Annotated in this window: 20 protein-coding genes; 15 read left to right on the top strand and 5 right to left on the bottom strand. The window is 63.3% G+C overall.

All coding sequences use genetic code 11. The features are described from left to right. The first annotated feature begins 483 nt into the window (after positions 1-483). Positions 484-1032, top strand: coding sequence for a GNAT family N-acetyltransferase (locus tag H3Z74_RS05885; RefSeq protein ID WP_187763013.1), 549 nt, complete (start codon positions 484-486; stop codon positions 1030-1032). Between the two features lie 3 nt (positions 1033-1035). On the opposite strand, the gene H3Z74_RS05890 is transcribed toward H3Z74_RS05885, so the two are convergent. After that, the gene (locus H3Z74_RS05890; protein WP_187763014.1) at positions 1036-1923 is read right to left on the bottom strand and encodes a DMT family transporter; all 888 of its coding nucleotides are present in this window, start codon (positions 1921-1923) and stop codon (positions 1036-1038) included. Positions 1924-2054: 131 nt separating this feature from the next. Between H3Z74_RS05890 and H3Z74_RS05895 the strand changes: the two genes are divergently transcribed. From H3Z74_RS05895 to H3Z74_RS05910, 4 genes are all read left to right on the top strand, one after another. After that, complete coding sequence (locus H3Z74_RS05895; protein ID WP_187763015.1) at positions 2055-2489, top strand: Lrp/AsnC family transcriptional regulator; 435 nt, start codon at positions 2055-2057, stop codon at positions 2487-2489. 308 nt (positions 2490-2797) lie between these two features. Beyond that, positions 2798-5170 carry a penicillin acylase family protein gene (locus H3Z74_RS05900; protein ID WP_187763016.1) on the top strand — a complete coding sequence of 791 codons (2373 nt, stop codon included), beginning with the start codon at positions 2798-2800 and terminating at the stop codon, positions 5168-5170. 142 nt (positions 5171-5312) lie between these two features. Next, the gene (locus H3Z74_RS05905; protein ID WP_187763017.1) at positions 5313-6536 is read left to right on the top strand and encodes a serine hydrolase domain-containing protein; all 1224 of its coding nucleotides are present in this window, start codon (positions 5313-5315) and stop codon (positions 6534-6536) included. Positions 6537-6605: 69 nt separating this feature from the next. Then, entirely contained in the window at positions 6606-7370 is a 765-nt protein-coding gene (locus tag H3Z74_RS05910; RefSeq protein WP_187763018.1) for an alpha/beta fold hydrolase, read from the top strand. 49 nt (positions 7371-7419) lie between these two features. On the opposite strand, the gene H3Z74_RS05915 is transcribed toward H3Z74_RS05910, so the two are convergent. After that, complete coding sequence (locus H3Z74_RS05915; RefSeq protein WP_187763019.1) at positions 7420-9723, bottom strand: TonB-dependent receptor; 2304 nt, start codon at positions 9721-9723, stop codon at positions 7420-7422. A 145-nt stretch (positions 9724-9868) separates the two neighbouring features. Here H3Z74_RS05915 and H3Z74_RS05920 point away from each other — a divergent pair, with 145 nt between their 5' ends. The 5 genes from H3Z74_RS05920 (at position 9869) to H3Z74_RS05940 (ending at position 14672) form a co-directional block, all read left to right on the top strand. Beyond that, the gene (locus tag H3Z74_RS05920; RefSeq protein ID WP_187763020.1) at positions 9869-10336 is read left to right on the top strand and encodes a YybH family protein; all 468 of its coding nucleotides are present in this window, start codon (positions 9869-9871) and stop codon (positions 10334-10336) included. Between the two features lie 2 nt (positions 10337-10338). Beyond that, positions 10339-10938: a helix-turn-helix domain-containing protein gene (locus H3Z74_RS05925; RefSeq protein ID WP_187764190.1), complete on the top strand. Its 600-nt coding sequence runs from the start codon at positions 10339-10341 to the stop codon at positions 10936-10938. Positions 10939-11040: 102 nt separating this feature from the next. Further along, on the top strand, positions 11041-11349 hold the full coding sequence (locus tag H3Z74_RS05930; protein WP_187763021.1) for a hypothetical protein: 309 nt from the start codon (positions 11041-11043) through the stop codon (positions 11347-11349). A 350-nt stretch (positions 11350-11699) separates the two neighbouring features. Then, positions 11700-13844 carry a TonB-dependent siderophore receptor gene (locus tag H3Z74_RS05935; protein ID WP_187763022.1) on the top strand — a complete coding sequence of 715 codons (2145 nt, stop codon included), beginning with the start codon at positions 11700-11702 and terminating at the stop codon, positions 13842-13844. A gap of 195 nt (positions 13845-14039) precedes the next feature. After that, the gene (locus H3Z74_RS05940) at positions 14040-14672 is read left to right on the top strand and encodes a hypothetical protein (RefSeq protein WP_187763023.1); all 633 of its coding nucleotides are present in this window, start codon (positions 14040-14042) and stop codon (positions 14670-14672) included. Between the two features lie 128 nt (positions 14673-14800). Here H3Z74_RS05940 and H3Z74_RS05945 read toward each other — a convergent pair whose 3' ends face one another. Then, the gene (locus H3Z74_RS05945) at positions 14801-15595 is read right to left on the bottom strand and encodes a LytR/AlgR family response regulator transcription factor (protein WP_187763024.1); all 795 of its coding nucleotides are present in this window, start codon (positions 15593-15595) and stop codon (positions 14801-14803) included. Beyond that, on the bottom strand, positions 15592-16683 hold the full coding sequence (locus H3Z74_RS05950; protein ID WP_187763025.1) for a sensor histidine kinase: 1092 nt from the start codon (positions 16681-16683) through the stop codon (positions 15592-15594). Before H3Z74_RS05950 ends, H3Z74_RS05945 begins: the two co-directional genes overlap by 4 nt. 195 nt (positions 16684-16878) lie before the next feature. On the opposite strand from H3Z74_RS05950, the gene H3Z74_RS05955 reads away from it, so the two are divergent. The 3 genes from H3Z74_RS05955 (at position 16879) to H3Z74_RS05965 (ending at position 19246) form a co-directional block, all read left to right on the top strand. Continuing rightward, positions 16879-17805, top strand: a complete 927-nt coding sequence (locus H3Z74_RS05955) for a DUF4189 domain-containing protein (protein ID WP_187763026.1) — start codon at positions 16879-16881, stop codon at positions 17803-17805. Positions 17806-17891: 86 nt separating this feature from the next. Continuing rightward, positions 17892-18353, top strand: coding sequence for a hypothetical protein (locus H3Z74_RS05960; RefSeq protein WP_187763027.1), 462 nt, complete (start codon positions 17892-17894; stop codon positions 18351-18353). A 320-nt stretch (positions 18354-18673) separates the two neighbouring features. Further along, on the top strand, positions 18674-19246 hold the full coding sequence (locus H3Z74_RS05965; protein WP_187763028.1) for a 2OG-Fe dioxygenase family protein: 573 nt from the start codon (positions 18674-18676) through the stop codon (positions 19244-19246). A 59-nt stretch (positions 19247-19305) separates the two neighbouring features. Here the strand turns inward: H3Z74_RS05965 and H3Z74_RS05970 are convergent, their stop codons facing one another. Beyond that, positions 19306-21360, bottom strand: coding sequence for an alkaline phosphatase D family protein (locus tag H3Z74_RS05970; protein ID WP_187763029.1), 2055 nt, complete (start codon positions 21358-21360; stop codon positions 19306-19308). 339 nt (positions 21361-21699) lie between these two features. Between H3Z74_RS05970 and H3Z74_RS05975 the strand changes: the two genes are divergently transcribed. Then, positions 21700-22134, top strand: coding sequence for a hypothetical protein (locus H3Z74_RS05975; protein ID WP_187763030.1), 435 nt, complete (start codon positions 21700-21702; stop codon positions 22132-22134). 876 nt (positions 22135-23010) lie between these two features. Beyond that, positions 23011-24708, top strand: coding sequence for a ClpXP protease specificity-enhancing factor SspB (locus H3Z74_RS05980; protein WP_187763031.1), 1698 nt, complete (start codon positions 23011-23013; stop codon positions 24706-24708). Positions 24709-25106 lie beyond the last annotated feature (398 nt).

Genomic DNA, 25106 nt, shown 5'->3' on the forward strand with positions numbered 1-25106 from the left:
GGGCCATGAGGTTGCAACCGAAGATCAGAGTATTCAGTTAAGTATCTGATATATAAATATATTATTACGGATGCCTTGTCGCGCGCGAGCCTGAGATATGCGACACAACCGGTGTAACATATCTCCCATCGGGTCCTGAGATGGGATAGGATTGGTGTAACATATCTCCCGTCGAGGGGCCTGAGATATGTGACACGACCGGTGTAACATATCTCGCCGTGGGGCTCATGCTCCTCCATCGCAGCCTGCCGCTGGCAGCGATTCAACCGTCGCGCAGGATCGGGCATGTCACGTTTTGCCGGATCCCGGCGCGCGCTTTCTTTTTGTCGACAATGGCATGGTTGCAGCGTCACCAGCGGGTGGCTTTGCCTCGACGGCTCTTGCCTTCATCACACGGATCGGCATTGACGGGCAGTGGTTCCGGACGAGCGGAGAGGGCACGACGCGCGCGTTGATCCGCCGGTCCGGTGAGGAGACGAAGCGATGCTCGATGACGCGACTGACGATGTGGTGCGCCTGATCCCGGCGCAGGACGGCGATGTGCCCGCGATCGTCGCGCTGATGAACCTGGCCTATCGCGGCGATGAGGCGGGCTGGAACACCGAGGCCGGCTATATCGATGGCGACCGGACGAGCGAGCCGTTCCTGCGCGATGAGATCGCCACCAAGCCCCATGCGACTCTGCTGATCTGGCGGGACGATGCCGATGGCCGGCTGCGCGGCTGTGTCTGGCTCGAGCCGCTGGGTGAGGGGCGCTGGTATCTCGGCTCGCTCACCGTCGACCCGCGGCTCCAGAACGCCGGTGCGGGCCGCCGGCTCCTCGCCGCGTCGGAGGCCTGGGTGCTCGCGCGCGGCGGCACGGAGGTCAGCATGAGCGTGGTCAATATCCGCGACGGCCTGATCGCCTGGTATGCGCGGCGGGGCTATGAGCCGAGCGGGGATACCAGGCCGTTCCCGTATGGCGACGATCGCTTTGGTATCCCCAGGCGGGACGATCTGCATTTCGTCGTGCTGCGGCGATCTCTGGCCTGAGGGTTATGCCGGCCGGCGTGCCCGGATCGGCGACCAGCCCAGCGTCGTCGCCGCGGCGGCGAGCAGGATGGCGGCACCGCCGACGATCTGCAGGAAATACAGCCTGTGTCCGAACGCGGCCACATCGACCAGGATCGCGACCAGCGGATAGATGAATGACAACGCACCGACCAGGTGGGTCGGCAGCTTCTGGATCGCGCCATAAAGCAGGATGAAGGCCAGTCCGGTATGGATCACCCCGAGCGAGGCGAGCATGGCCCAGGTCGACGCGCCGCCCGGCGGCGTCGCGACATGGCTGAGCGGTGCGAGCAGCACGATCCCGACGATTACCTGGATCAGGACGATCAGCATCGGTGGCACGCCGGTCAGCTTCTTCGCGGCAATCGCGGCAAGCGCGTAGAAAAATGCCGAGGCGAGCGCCATGACGATGCCGAGCAGATAATCCGATCCGGTCTGACCGGACTCTGGCCTGGCCTGAACCAGCAGCAACACACCGCCGAACGCGACCGCCAGCCACAGGAGTTTATTGACCGTCAGCCGCTCCGCAAACAGCAATGCGCCCAATCCCACCAGCATGAAGGGCTGAGTGTTATAGACCGTGGTCGCGATCGAGATCGAGGAATGCGCATAGGCGCCGAACAGCAACAGCCAGTTGAGCACGATCGCCACGCCGCCGGCCATGGCGATCAGCAATTGCCGCCGCGACAGGGCATCGCGGCGCAGCAGGCCGCGTGCCAGGCACACTGCGCTCAGCGTCACCGCACCGAACACGCAGCGCCAGAACACGACATCGATCACCGGCTGGCCCGACATGATCACAAACCAGCCGATCGTGCCGGAAATCGTCATGGCGACCGCCATTTCGATCGTGCCGCGTGTCTGTCCGGTCATTCCGGCCTCCCATCAACCATGATGGTTTTTTAGCAGGGGATAATGCAGGTTGATATGGGTAGAGAAAGGCAGTTTGCGGAATTTGCCTGAGATAATAAGATATGATCAGGGTTTTACCTAAGGAGAGAATGATGCTGGATGACGTGGACCGGCGCATCGTGGAATTGCTTGCGGGCAATGCGCGCCTCTCGCTCAAGGAACTGGCGCAGCGCGTCGAACTGTCGTCGCCGAGCGTATCGGATCGCCTGCACCGGCTGGAGGACCGCGGCGTGATCCGCGCCTATACGGTCGATATCGATCCGTATGCGCTTGGCTATACCCTTCAGGCGATCGTCAGGATCAAGCCGTTTCCCGGCAAGCTTCCCGCGACGCAGCGGATGATCGAGAAAATCCCCGAATTCACTGAATGCTACAAGGTGACGGGCGACGATTGCTACATCGCCCATGTCTATCTCCAGTCGATCGGACAGCTCGACACGGTCCTCGATCGCATCGTCGATTTCGCCCAGACCAGCACATCGATCGTCAAGGCCACCCCAGTGAAGCGGCGCCTGCCGCCGCTTTGAGGCGGGGATGATCCCGTTGACAGGCATGTCTCAGCTGCCTCCCCGGCGAAGGCCGGGGTCCAGTTGGGAGGCAGCTGTAACAGGCGCCTCACGGCGCCGCAGACGCCCCTCGACTGGACCCCAGCCTTCGCCGGGGAAGACGATATATGAGACAGATAACTGCTCTCCGATTCAAGGGAGCGACCGCACCGGCTACCGCAACAGCCTGGCCGATAGCCGCTGGTTATGACCATAGAACACCTGCCGCATAGACAGGTGCGCCAAGCAGGCCCAACCTTTCGGCCCAGAGAGACAGCAGGGAATTGCCGATGCTCAACCGTCGTACGTTCCTGCTGGGGTCGACCGCGATGCTTGTTACAAGTGCTGCCACCGCTGCGCCGTTGCTTCAGTCCCGCCTGCCGGTGACGGAACGGCGCCAGGCCGTGCAGGGCCCGGGCGCGTCGATCGAGATCGTCGATGACGTGTACGGCACCCCGCATATTCGGGCGGAGTCGATCCCGGATGCATTTTTCGGCCAGGGCTATGTCGTCGCGCGCGATCGCCTGTTCCAGATCGACCTGGCGCATCGTCGCGAACTTGGCCGCCTTGCCGAGGTGTTCGGCGCACGCTTTGTCCCGCACGACGCGAATGCGCGACTGTTCCATTATCGCGGCGACCTGGATGCCGAGCTGCGTCGCGTGCCGCCCGACATACTCGCCTGCGCGCGCGCTTATATCGCGGGCATCAACGCGCGCATCGACGAGGTGATGGCCGACCCTGCATTGCTTCCGGGCGAATACCGGATCCTCAAGATCGCGCCGATGAAATGGGACGTTCGCGACCTGGTGCTCGCGCGCGAAGCGGCAGCCGGCAATGCCGATGACGAGATTCGTCGGGCACAGCTCGCCGCCCTTGGATTGCTCGAACTCGACGCTGTCGTAGCGCCGCTCCGCCCGGCCTGGACCATGCGCGTGCCCGAGGGGCTGGATGTCGCGGCGGTGAGCGAGGCCGATCTCGGCGTCCTGCTGCTCGGACGGCTGCCGTTCGAGCCTGAGCGGCCGGTGGCGGATCCCGCCGGTTCGGCTGAACGTGCCAATGCCGGCAGCAATGCCTGGACGGTCGCGCCGGCGCGCTCCGCCACCGGCCGGCCGATCCTGGCCAATGATCCGCATCTCGGCATTGGCGGCTTCAGCCCGCGCCATGTCGCGCATCTCACCGCACCCGGGCTCGATGTGATCGGCGGCGGCGCACCCGGGCTGCCGGGGATCATGCAGGGCCATACCGACCGGTTCGCCTTCGGCCGCACCAATTTCCACATCGACCAGAACGACCTGTTCGTGCTTGAGCTCCACCCGGAGGATCCCGAACGCTATCGCCATGATGGTGGCTGGAAGCGGTTCGAGCAGGTCGTGGAGTCGATCCCGGTCAAGGGCGCAGCGGCGCAGAAGGTAACGCTGCGCTATTCGGTGCAGGGGCCGGTAATCTCACACAATCCGCGGCGGCACCGCGCGACCGTGCTTGGCTCGATCATGCTGCAACCGGGCGCCAGCGGCGCCTTTGCGATGATCGCGATCAACTTGGCGAAGGACTGGGCGAGCCTGCGCAAGGCGTTCACGCTGCACCCGTCGCCAACCAATTTCCATTATGCCGATGTGGACGGCAACACCGGCTGGCAGGTGATCGGCTTCGCGCCGGTGCGCAAGCAGGGCGACGGCCTGCTGCCGGTGCCGGGCGACGGGCGCTATGACTGGGCCGGTATGCGCGACTTCGCATCGCTGCCCAGCGAGTATAATCCCGCCAAGGGCTGGTTCGCCTCGGCCAACCAGAATAATCTGCCGGCAAACTGGCCACGCGACCGCATCCCGGCTTTCTCGTTCCGCGATCCTTATCGCTACAATCGGATCGCGCAGGTGCTGGCGAGCCAGGCCCGGCACAGCCTGGCCGACAGCGTCGCCTTGCAGCACGACACGCTGTCGACGCCGGCGCGCCTGTTCCTCGAGCATCTGCCGCCACAGCCTTCCGATGCCGCCAAACCGGCCGTCGACATGCTGCGCGGCTGGGATGCCCGGATCGCGGCGGACAGCGGCGCAGCCGCCCTGTTCGAAATGACCTGGCGCGAGCTCGGCACGCGCATGCTCGCCGCGATCGTGCCCCAGCGAGCCAAGGAGCTGGTGACGGAGATAGCGCCCTCGGTGCTGCTTGACCTGCTCGCCAAGCCGGACGCGCGGCTCGGTCGTGATCCGCAGGCCGTGCGCGATGCGATGCTCGATGCAGCTTTGGTCGCCGCCTGGGCGCAGGCGCGCGGCCGGCTTGGTGCCGATCCCGCGGCATGGCGCTACGGCACGCTGCATCAGGTGCGGCTGCGCCATCCGCTGTCGGCGATCCCCGCGATTGCCGCAGCCTTTCCGCCGATCGAGGGCGAGGGGTCGGGTGGCGATGGCTATACCGTGATGGCGCGCTGGCTCGGCTCCGGTCCAGGCTGGAGCGTCGGCGGCGGCGCCAGCTATTTGCAGGTGATCGATGTCGGCGCCTGGGACAATTCGCTGATGCTGGTCCTGCCCGGCCAGTCGATCGATCCAAAATCGCCGCATTATCGCGACATGTACAAGCCCTGGGTTGCGGGACAGATGCAGCCGATGCCGTTCAGCCGCGAAGCGGTCGAGGCGAATGCAGCGGGGCGGACGATGCTGCGGCCGTCCTGACGAGATGAGATGGATGAACCAACTCTCCCCGTTCGGGCTGAGCCTGTCGAAGCCCCGTCCTTCTTGCCGCAGAAGAACGACCCTTCGACAAGCTCAGGGTGAACGGTAGGGAGTGGTTAAGCGCGGCTCGAAAACGCCTAGAATGAGGAAGATCGCCATGTTCCGCCGGCTCGCCGCCTGCCTCTTGCTCGCCGTGTCGCAGCTTCCCGGTGCGGCTCTGGCCGACGACCGCGCCTTCGAAAAGGCGCTGGCCGATTTTCGCGCGCTGCAACGTGCCGAGGTCAAGCGATCGGGCATCGTCGGCAGCAGTTTCTATGTCGTGCGCGACGGCCGCGTGGTCGTTGCCGATCATCTCGGACAGCAGGACGCGGCCGCCAATGTGCCGGTCGACGCGCAAACCATCTATCACTGGGCGTCGATCACCAAGACCATGACCGGCATCGCGATCATGCAGTTGCGCGATCGCGGGCTGCTGACGCTCGACGATCCGATCGTCCGCTATGTGCCGGAACTTGCCGCGGTGCATAATCCGTTCGGCAACACCGGGGCGATCACACTGCGCCAGCTGATGAGCCACAGCGCCGGTTTCGGCGGCGCGACATGGCGCTGGCGCGACCGCGACTGGCAGCCGTTCGAACCCAAGGGCTGGGCGCAGCTGGTGGCGATGCTGCCCTATACCGAGGTACAGTTCCGGCCCGGCACAAGGTTCAGCTATTCCAATCCGGGCATCGTCTATCTCGGTCAGGTGATCGAGCGGCTCTCGGGCGAGGATTTCGAAGTCTATATCGACAAGAACATCCTGCGGCCGCTCGGCATGCGGGAGAGCTATTTCGACCGCACACCGCCCTATCTGCTGCCGCATCGGTCGCACAGCTACTATATCCGCGACGGCAAGCGGGTGGCGGCACCGTTCGACGCGGATACCGGCGTGACGGTGTCAAACGGCGGGCTCAACGCGCCACTGCCGGACATGACGAAATATATGGCTTTCCTGCTCGGCGATGCGACGCGCCAGGCCGATCATGATCTGGTGCTCAAGCGCTCCTCGCTCGAGGAAATGTGGCGGCCGCAGATCTCAGCGGGCGAGGATTTCACGCAAGGGCGGATGGCAACGACGACGTGGAGCGGGCTGTCCTTCTTCCTCGACCAGCGCGACGGGATCCGCTTCATCGGCCATAATGGCGACCAGAACGGTTTCCGCGCCTATCTCAGCCTGTGCCCCGACCAGCATATGGGCAGCCTGCTTGCCCTCAACACCGAGACCCGTGGCGTTGAGAACAACGCCGCGAACCGCACCCGGCCGGAATCGCGCATCGCGCTGGCGACCGACACTCTGTGCAAGGCGGTGAGCATATCGGGGAAGTGACGAACCCGGCTATGAAGCCTCGAACTGACTCGAGCCGATGTCCCGCCACCTCGCCAAAGGCACCGCACCATGATCGACAGACGCACATTTACGACGGCAATGCTGGCCGGCGTCGCTGCTCCATTGATCTCCGCCAGCGGCATTGCCGCTCCGGCCAAAGCGCGCAACGTCGTTCTGGTGCATGGATTGTTCGCCGACGGATCCTGCTGGTCCGACGTGATCGCGCGATTGCAGGCGGTGGGTCTCAATGTCACGTCGGTGCAGAATCCGCTGACCACATTGCCTGAAGCGGTGGCTGCGGCCGAGCGTGTGCTCGCGCGCCAGGATGGCCCGACGGTGCTGGTTGGGCATTCCTTTTCCGGCATGATCGCTACTGAGGCCGGGATGCACCCCAATGTCTCGGCTTTGGTCTATGTGGCGGCGCGGGCGCCCGATGCCGGTGAGGACTATGCGGCGCTGGCCAAGACCTTTCCCACGCCGCCGGCGAGCGCCGGTATCGTCTTCGACGGCGATGAAGGCCGCCTCGGCGAGGCCGCATTCCTGCGCGATTTCGCTGGCGATCTGCCCGAGGCAAAGGCGCGGATTCTCTACGCGGTGCAACAACCCTTCAACAAGGCGCTGCTCACCGGCAGGACCACTCAGGCAGCGTGGCGATCCAAGCCGAGCTTCTATGCCGTCTCGACCGAGGACCGGACGATCAATCCCGATCTCGAGCGCTTCATGGCCAAACGCATGGGGGCAAAGACGATCGAGCTGAAATCCAGCCATGTGTCATTGATCTCGCATCCCGGCGAGATCGCTCAACTGATCCTCGAAGCCGCCGGGGAGCGGTGAGGGGCGTCCCGGGAAGCGGGCCTGGAATGACCCGCTTCCCTGTCTTCCATCAGAAGCGATACCCGACGCCAACGCCGATCGTGCGCGGCTGATTGAGTGCTATGCGCCGCGTCGTCGGCAGATCGGCCGAGATCGCGACGGGCAGATCGGTCTGCCCACGCTTGTCGGTGATATTGTTGATAAAGGCCGAGATTTCCCAGGGCGCATTCACCGGATCGATGCCAATGCGCGCATTGAAGAGTGAGAAGGCCGGGCGCCGATAGAATGGGCTGGTGCGATCATAGAGGAAGTCGGATGCCCCGAGATAGCTGAAGTCGATCCGCGCAAAGCCCTTATAGTCGTCATTGATCCGGTCGGCATATTCCGCCGATGCGGTTACCGTCCATTTCGGTACGTTCTGCAGCTGGTCGCCATCCTTTGCGGCGGTCCCCGGCACGTCGTTCTTCAGCCGGGCATCGGTGTAACCGAAACCAGCGCTCAGCGTCAGCGGCTTGATCGGGCGGAATTCGATCTCGAGCTCGCCGCCCTTGCTTACCGCATTGCCGAAATTGGCGGTGATGTTGAAACCGCATTGCAGGACGATCTGCTGCTGCACCTTCGACCAGTCGATATAAAAGGCCGATGCGTTCACCGTGAGGCGGCGATCGAGCCAGCTGGTCTTGGCGCCGATCTCATAGTTCCAGAGATTGTCCGGGCTGTACCGATTGAGCTGCCCCTGGCTCAGTCCGAGCCCTTGCACCTCGGCGCCGCACAGGCTGGCCGGCGCCGGGTTGTTCGGGCCACCGGGCCGATAGCCCTTGGACGCGGTCGCATAGAGCAACTTGTCCGGCGTCACCTGCCACTGCAGCGTGGCCTTGGGCGTCACGCCATGGTCGCGCGAACTGTTCGTGACCTGGGAGAAGCCGCCGTTGAACAGGCCGTCGCCGGACTGGTAGAAACCCTGGTCGACCTGGAAGACGCGAACCCCGGCACGCGCCGTCAGCGTCGGCGTGATCTTGTAGGAGGCCTCACCGAAGCCGGCATATTCCTTCAGCGTCGCGCGCCGCGTGCCGGCATAGATGGTGTCGAAGCTCGCGAAGGGTGCGGTCGTGCGATAGGGGAAGTCCGACGGATAGGGAATGGACGAGGTGAGGGGGGCCTTCACATCGTGATAGAAGCCGCCGACCAGGATCTGGAACGGACCCTCGAAGCTGCTCGATGCGCGCAGTTCCTGAGTGAATTCCTTGTTGCGGTAACTGCCGTACATGGCCACCGGCGACACCGTTGGCGTGCCGAAGAAGTAATTGATGACCTTGGATGAATCATCCTGGAGCTGCACGTCGCGGTGATAATAGGAACTGGACGAGAGCAGTTCGATCGGCCCGATCTGCTGCTTGATCGCGAGGTTCGCGATCCAGCTCTTCTGCACGTTGCGCTCGTCGACGTCGCGCACCTGGATCGGGTTGGACAGCGACCCCGGCACGCCGTCATAGGTGAACGGGCTGCCGAGCTTGGTATATTGATACAGGAAGGACGGCGTGATCGAGAGCGTCTCGGTCGGCTGGATCAGCAGCGCGGCGCGCACGCCATACGTCTTGTAGGTGTTGACGTTGTTCTGCTTTTTGGCGGTCGGATCGGCGGCGAGATAATTGGTCGGATCGATCGCGTAGCGATCGATATAGCCGTCCTCGTCGCGGTAATAGCCGGCGACGCGCAAAGCGACCTTGTCCTTGACCACCGGCAGGTTGATCACGCCGTTGACGTTCCAGTTGAACCCGCCATGCGCCGTATCCGACGCCTCGGCATGGACCTTGCCTTCGACGGTATCGAGATTGGGCTGATTGGAGATGTAGCGAACCGTACCGCCCATCGAGCTAGAGCCGTATAGCGTGCCCTGCGGCCCGCGCAGCACTTCGATCCGGCTGATGTCCATCATCGAGGGGTCGATCACGCCGCGCGTCGAGAGCAGGGCGGCATTGCTGGAAGCTGCGATCGGGGTGTCGTCGAGATAATAGCCGACCGTCGCGGCGGAGCCGGCCACTGACGAAATGCCGCGCACGATCAGGTTGTTCTCGCCCGGCCCGGAGGAAACCACCGCCAGCGACGGCGCAATCCGCGAGACGTCGTACAGGTTGGTGACACCACGCCGTTCCAGGTCGGCCTGAGTCAGCGCGGTGACGCTGATCGGCACGTTCTGCAGTTTTTCCGACCGCTTCTGCGCTGTCACGATGATGTCGGTCGAGTCTTCTTCGACGGCCGATGCCGCCACTGCCGCATCGGCCGTCTGCGCCAGGGCAGGCGGTGTCGCCAAAGCGGCGGCAAGCGATGCGAGCGCGCAAGCGCTACCCAGAAAAACCGATTGTCCCTTACGCATATTCGCCATCCCCTTCGCCGGGTCGCGGTCGGCGGCCCTTTTGCGCCTGCAGCAGAACATTTTTATGCTGTCAAACTTTTTTGATAGGGGTTTGTTTTTTAGCTGACCCCTCTATGCTCGACCACGTCATTCAAAGGGGGCGCACATGATCAAGACTATCCTGGCCGCGAGCATCGCGGCGATTGCCGTTACGGCATCCCCGGTCATTGCTGTGCCCGCCGCTGCCGCGCGACCGGAGGCGGCCCGCATTGCCGTCCAGGAAGCGCTGGATGCGAGCGCGGCGGCATGGAACGCAGCCGATCTCGACCGTTTCATGACGGTTTATGAAAATGCCCCCGGCACGGTCTATATCGGCGGCGGCAATGTCGTGCGCGGCTACCAGGCGATCCGCGATATGTATGCGGGTCGCTTCGGCGGCGGGAGCGCGGCGGCAATGGGACAGCTCAAGCTCGAGATCCTCGATTTCCGGCTGACCGATCGCGACCATGCCTTTATCGTCGGGCGGTTCCATCTGCACCGCGATGCCGCATCGGGCGGCGACGCGAGCGGCCTGACCAGCTTGCTGTTCCACCGCACATCGGCCGGCTGGCGAATCGTCGCGGATCACAGTTGATGATGGACACCGACGAGCTGTCGCTGGCGGCCCCGGTCGTGCCGGTGGCCGATACCGGCCCGCCGCCGATCGGCGCTGCGATCCGCGATCGCCGGCACCGTCTCGGCCTGACCTTGCAGGCCTTTGCCGATGCCTGTGGCCTGTCCGTGCCCTTCCTGTCGCAGGTGGAGCGCGACCTGGCGATGCCGTCGCTCGTGTCGCTCACCTCGATCGCCCGGGCGCTGGGCGTGGACATGAGCTATTTCGTCGGCACGCCGCTGCCGGGCCAGATCGTGCGGCGCGGCGCCGCGCCGGAATATCTCAAGCTCGGTGGCACGACCTCTGTGGTCTATGCCCGGCTGAGCGGCCGGCATGAAGAACGCAAGATGGAAGCGCTACACATCACCGTCCCGCCGGGTGAGAGCTCGCCTCTGTCGCATCGCGAAGGTGAGGGCTTCTGGTACGTGCTGGAGGGCGAACTGGAGGCTTGGGTCGGCAACGAGCATTTCGTACTTGGCTCGGGCGACAGCGCGCATTTCGACCAGCGCCACGCTTATCGTATGCAGAACGCCGGCGATACGCCGGTACGCATGATCTGGGTCGGCACGCCGGCCTTGTTCTGAGTGATGGAGCGGGGAAGGGCCGGGCACCATCCGCGACGTTGGTGGATTGACCTCGCCATAATAGGATAAAAGCCCCTAGCCGTTCTCAGCCAGGAGATAGCCATGAGCATGATGCGCGTGTTTTTCCGAACAATTGCCTTTGCCGGGTTTGCGGTGGCCACCTCGGTGCAAGCGGCACTGCCGCCCTATTGGCAGCGGGCGCGCGAGTTCACGGCCATTCTCGAGAGCCAGGACGTCGCCCGGGAGCTGCAAGATGCGCCGATCACCAAGGTCGAAACCACGACCCAGGATCGCTACCGTATCTGGAGCGGCAGGTGTGCGGTCGACGTGCAACTCATTGGCAAGGCAAGAAGCAATCCGGGGCCACGCCTGTTCGACCTCAGGGTGGGGAAGCGGAAATGCATCAGGTGACGACGCTCATCTGACTGTCGCCATAGCCTGTTTGATTCCCATCTCCTCCGCAGCCGTCGTATTTACCGGGCATTGCGTCCCGCCCGCGACATAGCGCGATGATCATGCTGCGGCACTATATTTCCCTGATTGTCGCGTCTTGCAATTGCGAGTTAATCGCATTAGCGACGCACGCCTTGGGAAGGCGAATCATCGGCTCGGTCGTGGACCGGTCACGCTCGCACCCTCCTCCGCGTCCTGCCGGTTCGCCTCGTGGCGCCCGGCTTCGTTCCGGTGGAGGCAATTGCGGGTGAGTCCGGCGCGGTACGGAAGAAGAGACGCTCCCGGGAGATGACATAAAGGGGACATTGATGCGCCGTTCATTTTGCCTGCTGCTGGCGGGCTCTGCCTGGGCATTCACGCCGGCACTGCTCCATGCTCAGGAGGCACAGCATCAGGGCACGGCGTCCGAAGAAGAAAGCAGCGATGACATCGTCGTGACCGGCTATGGCCGGAGCGATCAGCCGACCACCGCGACCGGGCTGCGTCTCACGCCAATCGAAACGCCACAGACGATCAGCGTCATCACGCGCCAGCAGATCGATGATCAGGCACTGATCTCAATCAACGACGCGCTCGATTTCGCAGTGGGCATTTCCAAGAAGGACATCGATCGCGGCCGCAGCGCGATTTCCGCACGCGGTTTCGAGGTGCAGAATTTCCAGCTCGACGGCGCGCCGTTCGTCAACGGCAATGTTGGCTTTGGCGAGACCAGTACGGCGATCTATGAGCGCGTCGACCTGGTGCGCGGCGCGGCCGGCCTGATGCAGGGGGCGGGCGACCCGTCAGCGGTCGTCAACCTGATCCGCAAACATGCCGATGCCCGCGAATTCACCGGCCAGGCCAGCCTTGAGGGTGCGTCATGGAACCGCGTCGCCGGGACGCTGGATGTTCAGTCGCCGCTCAATGCCAGCGGCTCGGTGCGCGCGCGCGCCATCGCCCAGGCCTATCGCCAGGACGGCTTCGTCGATCGCGAGGAAAAGAAGGGCATCGTTCTTTATGCCGTGGTTGATGCTGATCTGGGCGATCGCACGACATTGTCCATCGGCGCGAGCTATCAGCGCGACGATCGCGATGGCGTGATGTGGGCACAGCTGCCCTATTGGTATACCGACGGCACGCGCACTCACTGGCCGCGATCGAAGACCACCGGCACCGATTGGGGATATTGGAATACCACCGAGATCTCGGCCTTTGTCACGCTGAAGCATCAGCTGGGCGGGGAATGGAGCCTTCGCGGCGACCTCGCCTATCACAAGGGGCTGGAAGAATCGAAGCTGTTGTGGCTCGACGGCACACCCGACCGGGTCACTGGCGCGGGCGTGGATACCTCGGGCTATTGGTTCAAGGCCAACCCCGAGCAATGGCACGGCAGCATCCAGGCCAATGGCCCCTTCTCGCTGCTTGGTGGCCAGCATGACCTGGCGGTTGGTGCCATGGTCAGCCACCTCGCCGACGGCTGGAGCAATCGCAAGCCGGTTTCGATCGATCCGATCGCCGATTTCAATCACTGGGATGGCGATCTCGCCGACCCCGAATGGGCTCCACGCTTCCAGTCGAGCAAGGGCACGACCACCCAGGCAGCGTTTTACGCCACGACGCGGATCAGCATATTCGATCGGCTGAAGCTGATCGGTGGCGGACGCTTGAGCTATTTCAGGCGCAACGAAGAAAGGACCGTGGATACACAGCCTTACCGGATCAGCTACAAGGGCACGCTCACGCCCTATGCCGGGCTGGTCTTCGACATCATGCGCAACCTGTCCGCCTATGCGAGCTACACCAATATCTTCAAGCCGCAGGGCGATGTCCGCGACCGCAACGGGCGTCTGCTCGATCCGCTGGAAGGCAAAAGCTACGAGGCGGGCCTGAAGGCGCTGCTGCTCGACGGCAAGCTGCTGGCGACGGCGGCGGTGTACCGTATCGAACAGGATAATCTTGCCGTGCCCGATGGGTCGGGAGTGTTCGTACCGGGCACGAGCACCCCGGCCTCGATCGGGGCAAAGGGGACTGTCGCCAAGGGCTATGAACTGGAAGTCGTCGGCAAGATCACGCAGCAATGGGACCTCAGCGCCGGCTGGAGCCAATATAGCGCGAAGGATGCCCAGCGCGTCGACGTGCTCAGCCATCAACCACGCAAAGCGTTCAATTTCGCGACCAAATATGTCTTTGCCGGTGCGCTCGACGGGTTCAGTCTCGGCGGCGCACTCAAATGGGAAAGCCGCCCGCCGGTCACCGCGAACGATCCCGTCACGAAGGTCGCGCGGCCGATCGGCCAGCCCGCCTACGCGATCGTCAATCTCATGACGCGTTACGAAGTGAACAAGCGGCTGTCGCTTCAGCTCAATGTCGACAATGTCTTCGACAAGACCTTCTACAGTGGCAACAGCTGGTTTCCCGGCTTCGTCTATGGCGAGCCGAGAAATGCGCGGGTGACGTTGAAATATGGGTTTTGAGGTTTGCGGGGAGGATGCGCTTCGAGTCTATGGAGCTACCGGAGAGGCGCATCGTAACGAGCTACAACTCGGCTGAGGACTCGACCGAGCCATCAGCGGCGATGGCAGTGGCCGCCGTTTGTCGGCGCGGGAATATGCGCTGGCGGCCCCATGAGGACATTGCAGCGAGCTTGCGCCGGTGTCACGCTGATGCCCATGAGTAGCGCATTGTCACTGCCCAACAAGGCGCAGATTCGAAACGTGGTGGAAGAGATTTATCGCCAGTTCGCAGCACCGACGCCTGTGGCAATCGAAGGCTGTCCGTGCTGCGTCGCAACGCGCGGCGTTGATGTCTTGCTGACGACGTCATTGCGGGATCTGACCGGTCAGGCGCTTTGGCGATACGTATCGGGCGTGTTCTACACGGTCGGCAGCGTACAAGATTTTCGCTATTTCTTGCCGCGTATCCTGGAGATCGCCATCGATGACCCCGAAAACTCGATCGATGCTGAGATCGTGTTGGGCAAAGTTGGTCTCGCCAAGTGGCAATCCTGGTCACAAGGAGAGCAGGACGCAATCAAGGGCTTCGTGGAAGTCTGGTTTGACCGCGCGCTTGGCCACGACTTGCTTGCGAGCGTTGAAGGGACGGTCGGTTGGGAGACTGAAGGAATACTATGCGGCGCGGCCCGTGCAGGCTTTCCTCTCGCCCCCTGGCTTGCCCGCTTGCGAGAGCCTGTCGCTGCGCCCGTCCTTGCTGACCTGAAGGGGCGCTTTCCCAATGACCTGTCGGGGTTTTGGCAGGACGCACCTGCGGGCCTGAAGGAGTTGGCGGCATACCTCACGGAATAGGAAGGTCAAAAACCTCAACAGCGAACATGGCGAGCCGCGCTGGACCCTGGGGCCGACGACCTATCAGACCTTGAACGCCTGCACGCCGGCCCTACGACCCGGAGCTCGTCGGCGCGCCTGGTGACAGTTCAATGCAGGGCCGGCACTCTGCCGCGCGCCAGTTCGGCGCGTATCCTGGCCGCATAGGTTCGTCCGATGCGTATTTCGCTGCCGTCGACAAGTTCTGCGATCAGCGCCGAAAACTGCACGCTCCGCAAGCGGACGATGGCGTCCCTGCGGATAATCGCGCTGCGATGGACGCGAATGAAGACTTTGGGTGGCAGGCGCTGTTCCAGCGAGGTCACGCTTTCCTGATGCAGATGGCTTTCCCCGTCACTGAAGATACGGACATAGTCGCGCTCGGCGACGATGTGTGTGACGTTGAGCAACGAAAGGCGTCGATATTCTCCGCGCGATTTCACCCAGAAATCCGGCCCGGCGCTGTCGGTCTGCTGCAGCGCGCGCCGAAGCGAGCTGACCATTTCCTGAAGCTCGTTGACGCGCTCCTCATTCGAACTCGCGCGCAGCCGGGCGCAGGCACGAGCGACCGCCACCTGCAAACGGGCCGGTTCGAGCGGCTTGGTGACATAGTCGATGGCATGAGCGTCGAAGGCGCGCTGGGCCTGATGATCGAATGCAGTGACGAATATGGTTGCCGGTGCCGCCGGGCCGAGCCGCTCGAGAAGATCGAAGCCGGTGCCGCCCGGCAGCTGGATGTCGAGCGTGACGATGTCCGGGCGCAATCGGCCGATCAGTGCTTCCGCTTCATCGACGTTCGCCGCCTCGCCCACGATATGGATGTCCGCCATCGCACCAAGGGCGCGCCGGATGCGGCCGCGCGCCAAAGGTTCATCATCGACGATCAGGACCGAAAAACCAGTCATTCGTAGCGCAGCGGCATTTCGATCCTCGCCTCCCACGCGCCCTTGCCATCATGGCCCGCGGTGCATCGTCCGCGATTGCCGAACCGCGCGGACAGCCTGTCGCTGACATTGGCGAGCCCGATCCCGGTGGAGGAGGAAGTGTCCGTCATGTCGTGATCCGGTGCCACGTCATTGACGACCGTCAGGATCAGCCTTTGCTCCACCGCCCTGGCGTCGATGCGCACCACGATGGGTGCGCGCGCCTGCCCCACGCCATGCTTGATCGCATTCTCGATGAGCGGCTGCAGGATCAGGCTGGGCACGAGTGCGCGGCTCAATTCGGCGGGAATGTCGAATGCGAAGTTCAGCCGGTCGGAAAACCGTTCGCGTTCGATCGCCAGATAGTCCTGCTGCAGCGCGATTTCCCGGTCCAGGCGAACATCGCTGAACGGATCCAGCGTCAGCGTCGTGCGCAGGAATTCCGACAGGACGACGACCATGCGCTTGGCTTCGTTCGGCATGCCTTCCTCGATCAGCGCAGCGACGGAGTTGAACGTGTTGAACAGGAAATGCGGATTGATCTGATAGCGCAGCGCCCGCATCTGCGCGGCCAGCGCCTCTTCCCGGATCGCCGCCAGCCGCCGCTCCTGCTGACGCACCTCATGGCTGTAGAGCATCGCGACATAGAGGCAGGCCCAGCCGAAGAAGAATGAGCTGTTCTCGATCAGGCTATAGACGAAATCGCGCGGCGCGAATGACGGTTTCTGCGGCCACAAATACCAGGAGGCGAGAAGGAAATCGATGCTCGCGGAAAATGGCGCGCAGAGCAAGGTGAGGGCAAAGCACAATATCGCCTTGTGCAGAAAGGGCACATCGCGCCAGCGCAGCAGCAGCGCCGAAATGGCGAAGGTGATGGCGACGCTGGCTCCGATCCAGACGAGCTTTGCCGGTGCCGAGGTCCAGGCGTCGACCCCGACGAAATGCCAGAGAAGGCTGGTGATCAGGAAGACGGAAAACCAGTAGACGGCCCCAAGCTGCCAGGTCATCCGGCGCAGTTCGATCCGCGAATCCGCATTGTCGTGCAACGCGCTGTGGCCGTCGGCATCCATCGCATGCCTTATTTGCATCTTGCCCGGCCAAGTCGAGTGCCGTTCGGGGCCATTTCAAGCCGTTCGCAGATTATTTGCACCGTCCAGGGCGTGAAGCCAGCGGATCGCCGAAATCCGCTTCGCCATGCCCCGTGTCGCTGCGAAGCGGGAAGGCCGGATGACGGCGAACCATGCCACCCATATGCGAGAGCCTGTATGACGCGTTTCCTTGATCTGCACCGGATGGCGCGGATGCTCCTGATCGGGCTGGCCTGGTGCCTCTGGCCGGTACAGGCACAGGCGCAGGGGCAGGCCTATCCCTGCAATGGCGCAGGCCCGGGCGAGCGGGTGGTCGGCATGTCTCCGGCGGCGCCCGGCGTCGCGTCCTTTCCGCTGTGCGTGCGCGACGAAAGCAGCAACGCTCCTGCCGAGCCCGCAGCGGCCCATAACAGCTATGCGGCGATCGCCTGGCATCCCGACGCCGCCGACATCTGGGTCGACGGCAATTACAGCGGCGGCGAGAATATCGCCGAGCGCGAGGTGGTGGCGGCATGCAACAGCGTGATGGGCGGCGGTTGCTCGTTGGCCGGCGACTGGGGGAATTCGTCGATGGCCATCATCCGCGACCGGAATGGATCCTTCTACCGGGGCTGGGCCGGCGAGGGCGGGGCGGAACGTCGGCGGGTACTTGCCGAATGTTCCGCCAAGCAATTGCTGCCGTGCGAGATCTTCGCCACCATTCGTTCCAGCACCAACCGGCGTTCGCCCGGGCCATCCGCGCGCAAATTCTATGCGGTGTCGGCCTGGGTCGTCGGCTCCGACGGATATGATCACAAGCTCTACATCGCGAGCGGCCAGCGCAGCGCCGATGCCGCGACCGCGGCGGCAATCAAGGCATGCCGCGACGCGACATCGCGGCCGTGCGAAAGCACCGCGCTGACCGGCAACGGGTTTATCCAGGCTTATCGCATGGACGGCAATCGCGACAGCGCGACCGTCGAAACCTCGGCCAAGCGCGCGCAGGAAGCGGCCCGGGTGAACTGCAAGAAACAGAAGGGCACGTCGTGCGAACTGCAGGCGCTGTTCGACAGCCGCAAGCCGGGGCTGTTCGTACACGACTTCGCCAAGGCAAAGACGCGGTAGCGCCGCCGTAGGTCCGCCGTTTCGGGATCGGAGCGGCTGTGCGATAGCGAAGACAGGGCGATGTCGAAGACAGGGGAGTTTTCTCGATGATCCGCAATCTCGTGTCCCTGGCCGCACTCATGTTGGCCGGCCTTGCCGATCCGCAAGCGCGAAGCTCGGAACCCCAGCCTGCCACAACTCCCGATCGAATTTCCTATGTCGGCACCGGCAATGGCTGGACCGGCGGCCGGACCGAATGGTCGATCGACCGTTCGGGGCGCGGCATGTATCGCACGACCGTTCGTCGCCAGGCAGGCGGCAAGTTCAACGCCGGGCCAGAGGGCTTCGAACGCATCCGCGCGATATTGCGGCCGATCGAGGATGTGCGCGAATTGCCCTGTGATGGGGCGGTCACGGACCAGGGGACGGGCACGCTCAGCTGGCATGGACGCGATCACGAAACCTCGCTGCGTTTCGATTTCGGCTGCAACTTTCGCCAGCCGGACGCGGCCCGGGCGCGGCTCGTTCAAGCAAGCGAACTTGTGCAGAAATGGGCGCTGGCGAACTGACCTGGCGGATTCATGGCCGGCGACGTTCGAAAAACGGAGGCAGGAGCTCGCCACGGCGTCGGCCATGATCTGGCCGCATGAATCCTTATAGGATACGCACGGCTTCGATACCGGGCAATTGTTGATGTGGTGACTATGCTGTGCCTCGACCATCGGTGAACATTGGAAATGAGGGCGACCCTCGTCTGGCCGTGGAGCTTGCTGCGCAGGGTTTTGTTCGTCTGGCGCCGGACACGATCGACTGGTTACCGGCGCCTGCCCTGGATTCGAGCTGGAAGAGCTTCGCGGAGTCATGGAATCGGCTCGGCCTTGATCGATATATGGCCGATGGCGGTCGCTATCGCCGACGCCGTCACGCTGCATTGGCGATCACTCCCGACGCGATCACGCGCAAGCCGCACCAGCCCCATTTTCAGAGCCGTGACTATAATCAGCTGAATGGAGATGTTCAGCGCTGGTTCGAGCCCATGGACGACGCCATCGCCGACAGCGCGATGATGCACCGGCTGCTCCGCGGCGCGACCCTTTGCTTCGAGGCGGCCGGCGAGGGCGCCCTGGCCGCTCATTGGCATGTCGAACTGCATCAGTTCCGGATCGAGACCACAGCCCGGAACCCGGGCCGCCCGACCCCGGAGGGAATGCATCGCGACGGGGTCGATTGGGTGTTGGTGATGCTGATCGATCGTCTGAACGCCGATGAAGGCGTGACCGAGATTCAGGTTGCCGGTCGGCCGGAGATGGATCGCTTCACCCTGGCGGCGGCAGGGGACACCGTGCTGCTGGACGACCACAGGGTGATGCACGGTGTGACCCCGATCCGGCCCATCGATACGGATATGCCGGCCTATCGCGATGTCTTCGTCGCGACTTGGAGGGCGGAAGGCTCTGGCTAGCTCGCATCTGGCGATCAGGGCCTGGTTTGGGCGCCTTGCCGCCATTCCCTGCCTGGCCGTCAAACCGACAATCTGGCATCCCCCTCGATCACCCGCTGCGCCAGCTTCGGCGGCGTACCCGGCTGCCACAGGCGTGCCTGATGCGACACGCGATAGCGCAGCGGGCCGCCGTCGGGCGTGGTCGCGCGCGCGATCGGGCGGACGATGCACACGAATTCGGTCTCGATCGCGTCCGGCCCGGCGCTGACCACGGCATAGCCATGGCCGGCCATGTCGACGAATTCCAGATGCGGCGCGACGCCGGGATTGGTCAGCGCCCGGGCCTTCGCGATGTCGCCGCTTGCCGCATATTCCAGCGCGCTGCGTACCCCGCGCTTGATCGTCAGGTTGATCGTGTGCTCGGGCGCGGCACCCGCCGTCTTGCGCACGAACAGCGGCAGTGTGGGGGACTCCTTGAAATATTCGGCGGCTTCGCCCATGCCCGGCGCGGAAATCGAACCCGTGATGAAGCTCACCCCGACCGGCTCGAACCCGGCGGGCGGCAAGGCCGGCGCGGCATAGCCCGCCCAGAAGCTGTGGCGGTCGCCCGATACGGTGACGAAGCCCGACACCTTGTGATCGCGGACGGTGTCATAGATCTCGGCACGCTCGGCGAACGCGCCGCTGAAATCGCCGCCGCCGAACGTGCCATACCCCTTGCCCGGCCATGCCGCCTTCACGAATCCGGCGGGCAGGTTCTGCGGGTCGGTCCGCATGTCGAGCGTGCCGTTGGTCGCGCCCCAGATCTTCCAGGTCGCGGTCGATCGGGTCAGTCTTTCCTTGAGCCAGGCCTTCTGCTCGCGGCCGAGCACGGTGTAGGCGGGCTCGCCCTTGCGAAAATTGGCGATCGTCTTGTCGCCGATCGCGATGGTCGCGGGCGGCTTGCCCCCGGCATAGTCTTTCCCGCCATCGACGATCTCCAGCCACTCTTGCGGGATGACCGGATACTCTCCCGAATCGAGCGCCGCCGCCTCGGCCCGGTCGGTCGGGTCCGCCATCTTGTAACTGTGCAGGTCGGTCAGGATCAGCTCGACATGCCGGCCATAGCGCAGCGCGCGATAGGCGGTCATGCTGCCGACCGCGACGCGGTTGTTCGCCTCCGTGCCGAAACCATGATCGTCGAACGTCTCGATCGCCGCGGCCGTCACCGCGGGCGGGCGGAACTGGTCGAGTCCCGCGCCCGATGCCTTGCGCACGCGCGACGGGATATATTCCCACCACGCCTGGTTGGCGGCGACGCGCAACGGCTGCGCGGGCTCGACCTTGCCGCCATATTTGATGAAGCTCTGCCAGCCCTGCCACGAGAATTCGTGATTGTCGCCGATGCACACGAACGGGAAATGGGCCCGCGCGTCCTGGATGTCGGGATCGTCGATATGCGCACGATAGACGTGGCGATATCCGGCCAGGTTGGTCGGTACATGGAAATTGCTGACCTTACGCGCGTCGGGCACCCGGCCGAGGTCATAGACGGTGCGCGAATAACGGTGCGGCACCTCGTCGGGATATTCGACCACTTCGTAAATGAAGTCGCCCAGATGGAGCACGAAGCCAAGCTTGCGGTCGTCGGGCGCGCGCTCATCCTCCCAGATCATCCGGCGAAACGCGTTCTGCGCGCCTTCATTGACGCTCTGGCACGACACGAAGGCGAAGCGGACCGGTCGCCGGTCGGTGACGCGCGGCGCGGTGATCGTGCGCCCGATCCGGCTGCCGGCGCCCTTGTCGTCGGTGAACCGATACCAATAGACCGTCGCCGGAGAGAGGCCACCGACCAGCGCGCGGCAGGTCCAGTCGGCCGCCGCCAGCACCGGCACGCGCGCCGTGGCGACGACGCGGCGGAAATCCGCGTCCAGCGCGACTTCGACCGTCAGCGTGTGCTGATCGCCTTGGTCGAACGGCCGCCTGGTCCACAGCACGATGCTCTGCTCATCCGGATCGCCCGAAGCGACGCCCTGCGGATACAGTGCACGATCCTCGCGCCACGCGACTTGCGACGGAGCGGCCGTCGATCTCGTCGCCCATACGCCGGCGATCCCGATGACCGCAGCGCTTGCCAGAAACTGTCGTCGATCCATCTCACGCTCCCGGCGCTCGTTTGGGTGGATAGTTTCGTGGTGGCGACCTCTGGTCAAGCTGCTCTGTCGAGGGCGTTACAAATCAAGGCTACGATCTCTTTGCCGAAAACTGCACCGCTCGTTGGAGCGAATGGCCATCCTCGTTTCTCTTGGTCGTTGTGGGCGATATCAGGAACAATGCCGAGTGTAGCTGTCGTTGCTTTTGCAGGCGGGCTAGACCCACAAGCCGCCATTCAGCGGCCACCTAATGCCTCCCTACTCCCGACGTTCGTTAATCTGGGCTCGACAAATAGCTTTCGACCGAAGCTAAGTCGCGGACCTAACCCAAGGATTTCCCATATGCAGGCCATCGTGTGGCTGATTTCTGTTGCTGTGTGTATCGCTTTGCTGATCGTCGCTCCGCGATTTGGCACCGGGTTCGTCATCAAACGTTCGGTAGGCGCGATCATCGGCGGAACAGTCCTGGTTGTGATGATTGCCCTCGCGTTGCGTGGGCTAAAAGTGCAGCCGTCTCACGCCTTCACGACGGCTCTGTTCCAGCTGCTGTTCACGGCCGTCGTCGCCGCAATGCTCAACATCATGAACTTTGTCTTTCATGGAATGGTTAACGCGCAGATCGCGTTCCACAAGCGCTACAATGCCGCAAACCTGCACCGCTTTCCGATCAGTTTCCTTATCGGCTATGAGCGCCAGCTGAAAATGTTCGGCACGATGATGTGGTGCTTAGGATCGGCTTTGATGCTCTATGGCGTCTGGTTCGACATGAAGGTGTGAGCGCCGGTATGCGTCAACCGAGCGCGGCCACGCCTCGAAGTCGTTTCGCGAACAAGATACGGAAGACCGTGGATCAAGCGTCGCCCAATGCACTCGAGGATAAAGACGGCCGTGGCGGCCGAAGTTGCTGGTCCTCGTGCTACCTCCCGGTAATCAGCCTGTGCCGAAGATCTTCAGCCGCTTCAGCAAGGACCCACAAGCGGACATTCAGCGCCGCCTTCGCACTTCCCGAAATCTGCCGCTCATTCCGGTACCTGGCCGCGGCCGGAACTGGGCCGGAAGCTGCTTGTCCGCTTCCCGATCAAGAGCCAATAAAACAGACATTTGGGCTGCGTCGTCGATACGATTCCGATCGCGCCCGAGGACCCAATTCGACCGCAATCGTCGCGCGATCAAGCCGCTAGGCTCGGCAGGATCAAGGCGATGTATGATCCCGATCTCCGGCTCGGCTCGGCTCGGCTCGGCTCGGCTCGGCTCGGCGATCATCCCGGGCGAGTCAGCCGAGGGCATCAAGGTCAGGACGCGAGATTTCCGACGAGCGCAGTCGATATCCACCATGAAAAGGTGAATTCACTCATGATCAATCGAGCGAGCGCTGGCTTGAATACTAAAGTAGAACCAGTCCGGACTAAGGCTCCACCCGGCAATAGAGGCGGATACATCGCCACAACCTTGACCTTTGCAGCCCAAGGCCTACCATTCGCTTGCCCTTTTAGGCTCCGGGGGAACGGGGATGAAGGTAATTTCTTGCCATGGAATTCATGTGCGCGGCGCTCGAGTAGCGCGCAGGTGGTAGCCGCCCCGAGCCCGAAACCGCGCCGCAAGGCCCGACGCTCCAGCAGAATCGGGCCGCCATCTGTCAAGATCTTACGGCGCATGCTGGCAAAGAAGCGAGCGCAAGGTCCGGGCGGTAGCAAGGCTCTGATCATTGCGGTGCGGAAGGACAGCTCAGGTGTCCGAATCCCGGAGCCGCTTCGCGCCACGCCCCACCCGGTCGCGGTCTTCGTCGTGCAACATCAGTTCTGGGACATCGAGGATGCCGAGGACTGCTTCAAGGTCACGCTCGCTTTCCACGGCGTCCAGGAAGAGCTGACCATTCCTTATGACGCGCTGAGCGACTTCTTCGAGCGTGCCGATCTCAACGAGACCGAGAAGGACGCGCCGTTTTCCTCGGCCGACATTCCGCTCGAAGCCGAGGCGATCCGAAGCGCACTTGCCGAAAAGGCGGCGATGGGTCCGGGCGATGAACTTGCGATCCAGCTCCGGGGCGCGGCCGATCGCTGCACATTCGATCCCAAGCCGCTTTCGACGCTGAGCGGCCCCCATCTCGATCTCATCATCGACTGCAACTACTGGAACCTCGTCCCGCTCGATGATCATTTCGAGATCGTCGTCCTGGACGGCCTCCAACGCGTCCATGTGTCCGTGCCGTATGATGCGGTAGAAGAGGGGTTCGCATTCAGCCTAGTAGGCGAGGCGGGTGTGGCAAGGCTCGGGCGCGAGGTCACCACGCTGACCAAGGAGGAGATGGGCGGGGTCGAATTCTCCCTGTCGGACAAGCTCGAAAAGCTACTTGCAGGCGTAAAACCCTCACTCGCACTTGGCATTATGCTGACGGCACTGGTCTGGGCGTTGATATCCCCGGTTCTGATCTATCTCGCGTCTGCGCAGCACCAGATTCCGGCAAACAAGATACTGTTCTTCGCCTATCTCAGCCCGGACATCCTCGCCGCCCTCAAGACGGGGTATGTGCCCGTCGCGACACTGTTGAGCGACTTGCCGCTGCTGGCGGGCTTGGTAGCGCTCTGGGCCACGACGCTCGCGATAACGGCGCTGGCCGTCGCTTTGCCGATGCACGACCACAAGCCGATGCACATGCAGGCAGGAATCGCGGGCTTCTTCTACGCATATGTGGTCACGCTGCTCATCTATGGCGGCTTCACGATCAGCTACCGCTACGTCCCGGGAATTCTGAGGATTCTCTGGATCGTGCTGCTGTTCGGCCTCGGCGAGCGGCTCAAGCGAGCATATCCGCCGAACTCAATGGGAGCGATGTACTTTCCGCAGGTCGTGGACGGTCTGTTCGCCATCGCCGCGAGCCTGATCATCGCGCAGGGGATCGACAAGACCTACGACCAAGCTCTGTCAGGCGCAGCCTTCGTCCTCATCTACTTTGCCATCATGCTGCTCTTTGGCCGGCGACTTGTGCGCGCGTTGCTGATGCGCCAACTCGTGCGGAGCTTCATGGTGGCCGACGACATCGAGATTCCGAGCGGTGAAGTATCCCGCATCAGCCAGGCGACAACAGCTGCGAAAGGAATTTTCGGGCAGTTCCGGCGCAAGCGAGAACGGTTGGTTCTGCTGTCGTACGAAGAGCTTGTCGCGGAGTATAAGAAGGAATTCGGCGGCAACGATCGCGAACGGCTACGGCTTGCGAATTATCGCTGGAAGGACGCCGAGCCCCCGTTGGTCGGCGGCATATTCGCGCTGATGCTGGTGTGGAGTGGGTGCGTTCTCTTCGCATTGTGGGCCGCCACCAATCTCAATCTCTACATCCTGGGCGTTGGCCGATAACGACCTAAATCCTTAATTGGTCCGCTCGGGCCCGAGCCGGTTTGGCCCGTCGCGAACGCGTTCAAGACGGAGTCATCGCAAGCGTCAGCGCCGGTCCCACCTTGGCATCGAGGCGCGTGCGCGCCCATTTCGCGGTGTCGCCATCCGGATTCAGCTCGGGTATTCCGGTGACAGTCCACTTAACTGCGCCAGCGAGCTTCGGCTTGGCCAATTAAGTGGACTGTCACCGAACCCTTGCCGCTCTGGCGAAGAGTGGGTGTGCAAGCGGAAGGCGTCTTCGCGGGGAACTGGCTGCAAGCGCAGCGATGAAGCCGGGCGGAAGGTCGCTTGCAGCGCGCCAAGGGCGAAGTCCTAATTCAACGATATGCCGCATACAAAGTCTTGGGCTGGCTCGACGC

Source organism: Sphingomonas alpina, from assembly GCF_014490665.1.
Lineage (GTDB): Bacteria > Pseudomonadota > Alphaproteobacteria > Sphingomonadales > Sphingomonadaceae > Sphingomonas > Sphingomonas alpina.

Bases quoted from the DNA above. Each gene is read 5' to 3' on its own strand.
- H3Z74_RS05885 (WP_187763013.1), top strand. From the start codon at position 484: ATGCTCGATGACGCGACTGACGATGTGGTGCGCCTGATCCCGGCGCAG.
- H3Z74_RS05890 (WP_187763014.1), bottom strand. From the start codon at position 1,923: ATGACCGGACAGACACGCGGCACGATCGAAATGGCGGTCGCCATGACG.
- H3Z74_RS05895 (WP_187763015.1), top strand. From the start codon at position 2,055: ATGCTGGATGACGTGGACCGGCGCATCGTGGAATTGCTTGCGGGCAAT.
- H3Z74_RS05900 (WP_187763016.1), top strand. From the start codon at position 2,798: ATGCTCAACCGTCGTACGTTCCTGCTGGGGTCGACCGCGATGCTTGTT.
- H3Z74_RS05905 (WP_187763017.1), top strand. From the start codon at position 5,313: ATGAGGAAGATCGCCATGTTCCGCCGGCTCGCCGCCTGCCTCTTGCTC.
- H3Z74_RS05910 (WP_187763018.1), top strand. From the start codon at position 6,606: ATGATCGACAGACGCACATTTACGACGGCAATGCTGGCCGGCGTCGCT.
- H3Z74_RS05915 (WP_187763019.1), bottom strand. From the start codon at position 9,723: ATGCGTAAGGGACAATCGGTTTTTCTGGGTAGCGCTTGCGCGCTCGCA.
- H3Z74_RS05920 (WP_187763020.1), top strand. From the start codon at position 9,869: ATGATCAAGACTATCCTGGCCGCGAGCATCGCGGCGATTGCCGTTACG.
- H3Z74_RS05925 (WP_187764190.1), top strand. From the start codon at position 10,339: ATGGACACCGACGAGCTGTCGCTGGCGGCCCCGGTCGTGCCGGTGGCC.
- H3Z74_RS05930 (WP_187763021.1), top strand. From the start codon at position 11,041: ATGAGCATGATGCGCGTGTTTTTCCGAACAATTGCCTTTGCCGGGTTT.
- H3Z74_RS05935 (WP_187763022.1), top strand. From the start codon at position 11,700: ATGCGCCGTTCATTTTGCCTGCTGCTGGCGGGCTCTGCCTGGGCATTC.
- H3Z74_RS05940 (WP_187763023.1), top strand. From the start codon at position 14,040: ATGAGTAGCGCATTGTCACTGCCCAACAAGGCGCAGATTCGAAACGTG.
- H3Z74_RS05945 (WP_187763024.1), bottom strand. From the start codon at position 15,595: ATGACTGGTTTTTCGGTCCTGATCGTCGATGATGAACCTTTGGCGCGC.
- H3Z74_RS05950 (WP_187763025.1), bottom strand. From the start codon at position 16,683: ATGGATGCCGACGGCCACAGCGCGTTGCACGACAATGCGGATTCGCGG.
- H3Z74_RS05955 (WP_187763026.1), top strand. From the start codon at position 16,879: ATGACGCGTTTCCTTGATCTGCACCGGATGGCGCGGATGCTCCTGATC.
- H3Z74_RS05960 (WP_187763027.1), top strand. From the start codon at position 17,892: ATGATCCGCAATCTCGTGTCCCTGGCCGCACTCATGTTGGCCGGCCTT.
- H3Z74_RS05965 (WP_187763028.1), top strand. From the start codon at position 18,674: ATGGCCGATGGCGGTCGCTATCGCCGACGCCGTCACGCTGCATTGGCG.
- H3Z74_RS05970 (WP_187763029.1), bottom strand. From the start codon at position 21,360: ATGGATCGACGACAGTTTCTGGCAAGCGCTGCGGTCATCGGGATCGCC.
- H3Z74_RS05975 (WP_187763030.1), top strand. From the start codon at position 21,700: ATGCAGGCCATCGTGTGGCTGATTTCTGTTGCTGTGTGTATCGCTTTG.
- H3Z74_RS05980 (WP_187763031.1), top strand. From the start codon at position 23,011: ATGCTGGCAAAGAAGCGAGCGCAAGGTCCGGGCGGTAGCAAGGCTCTG.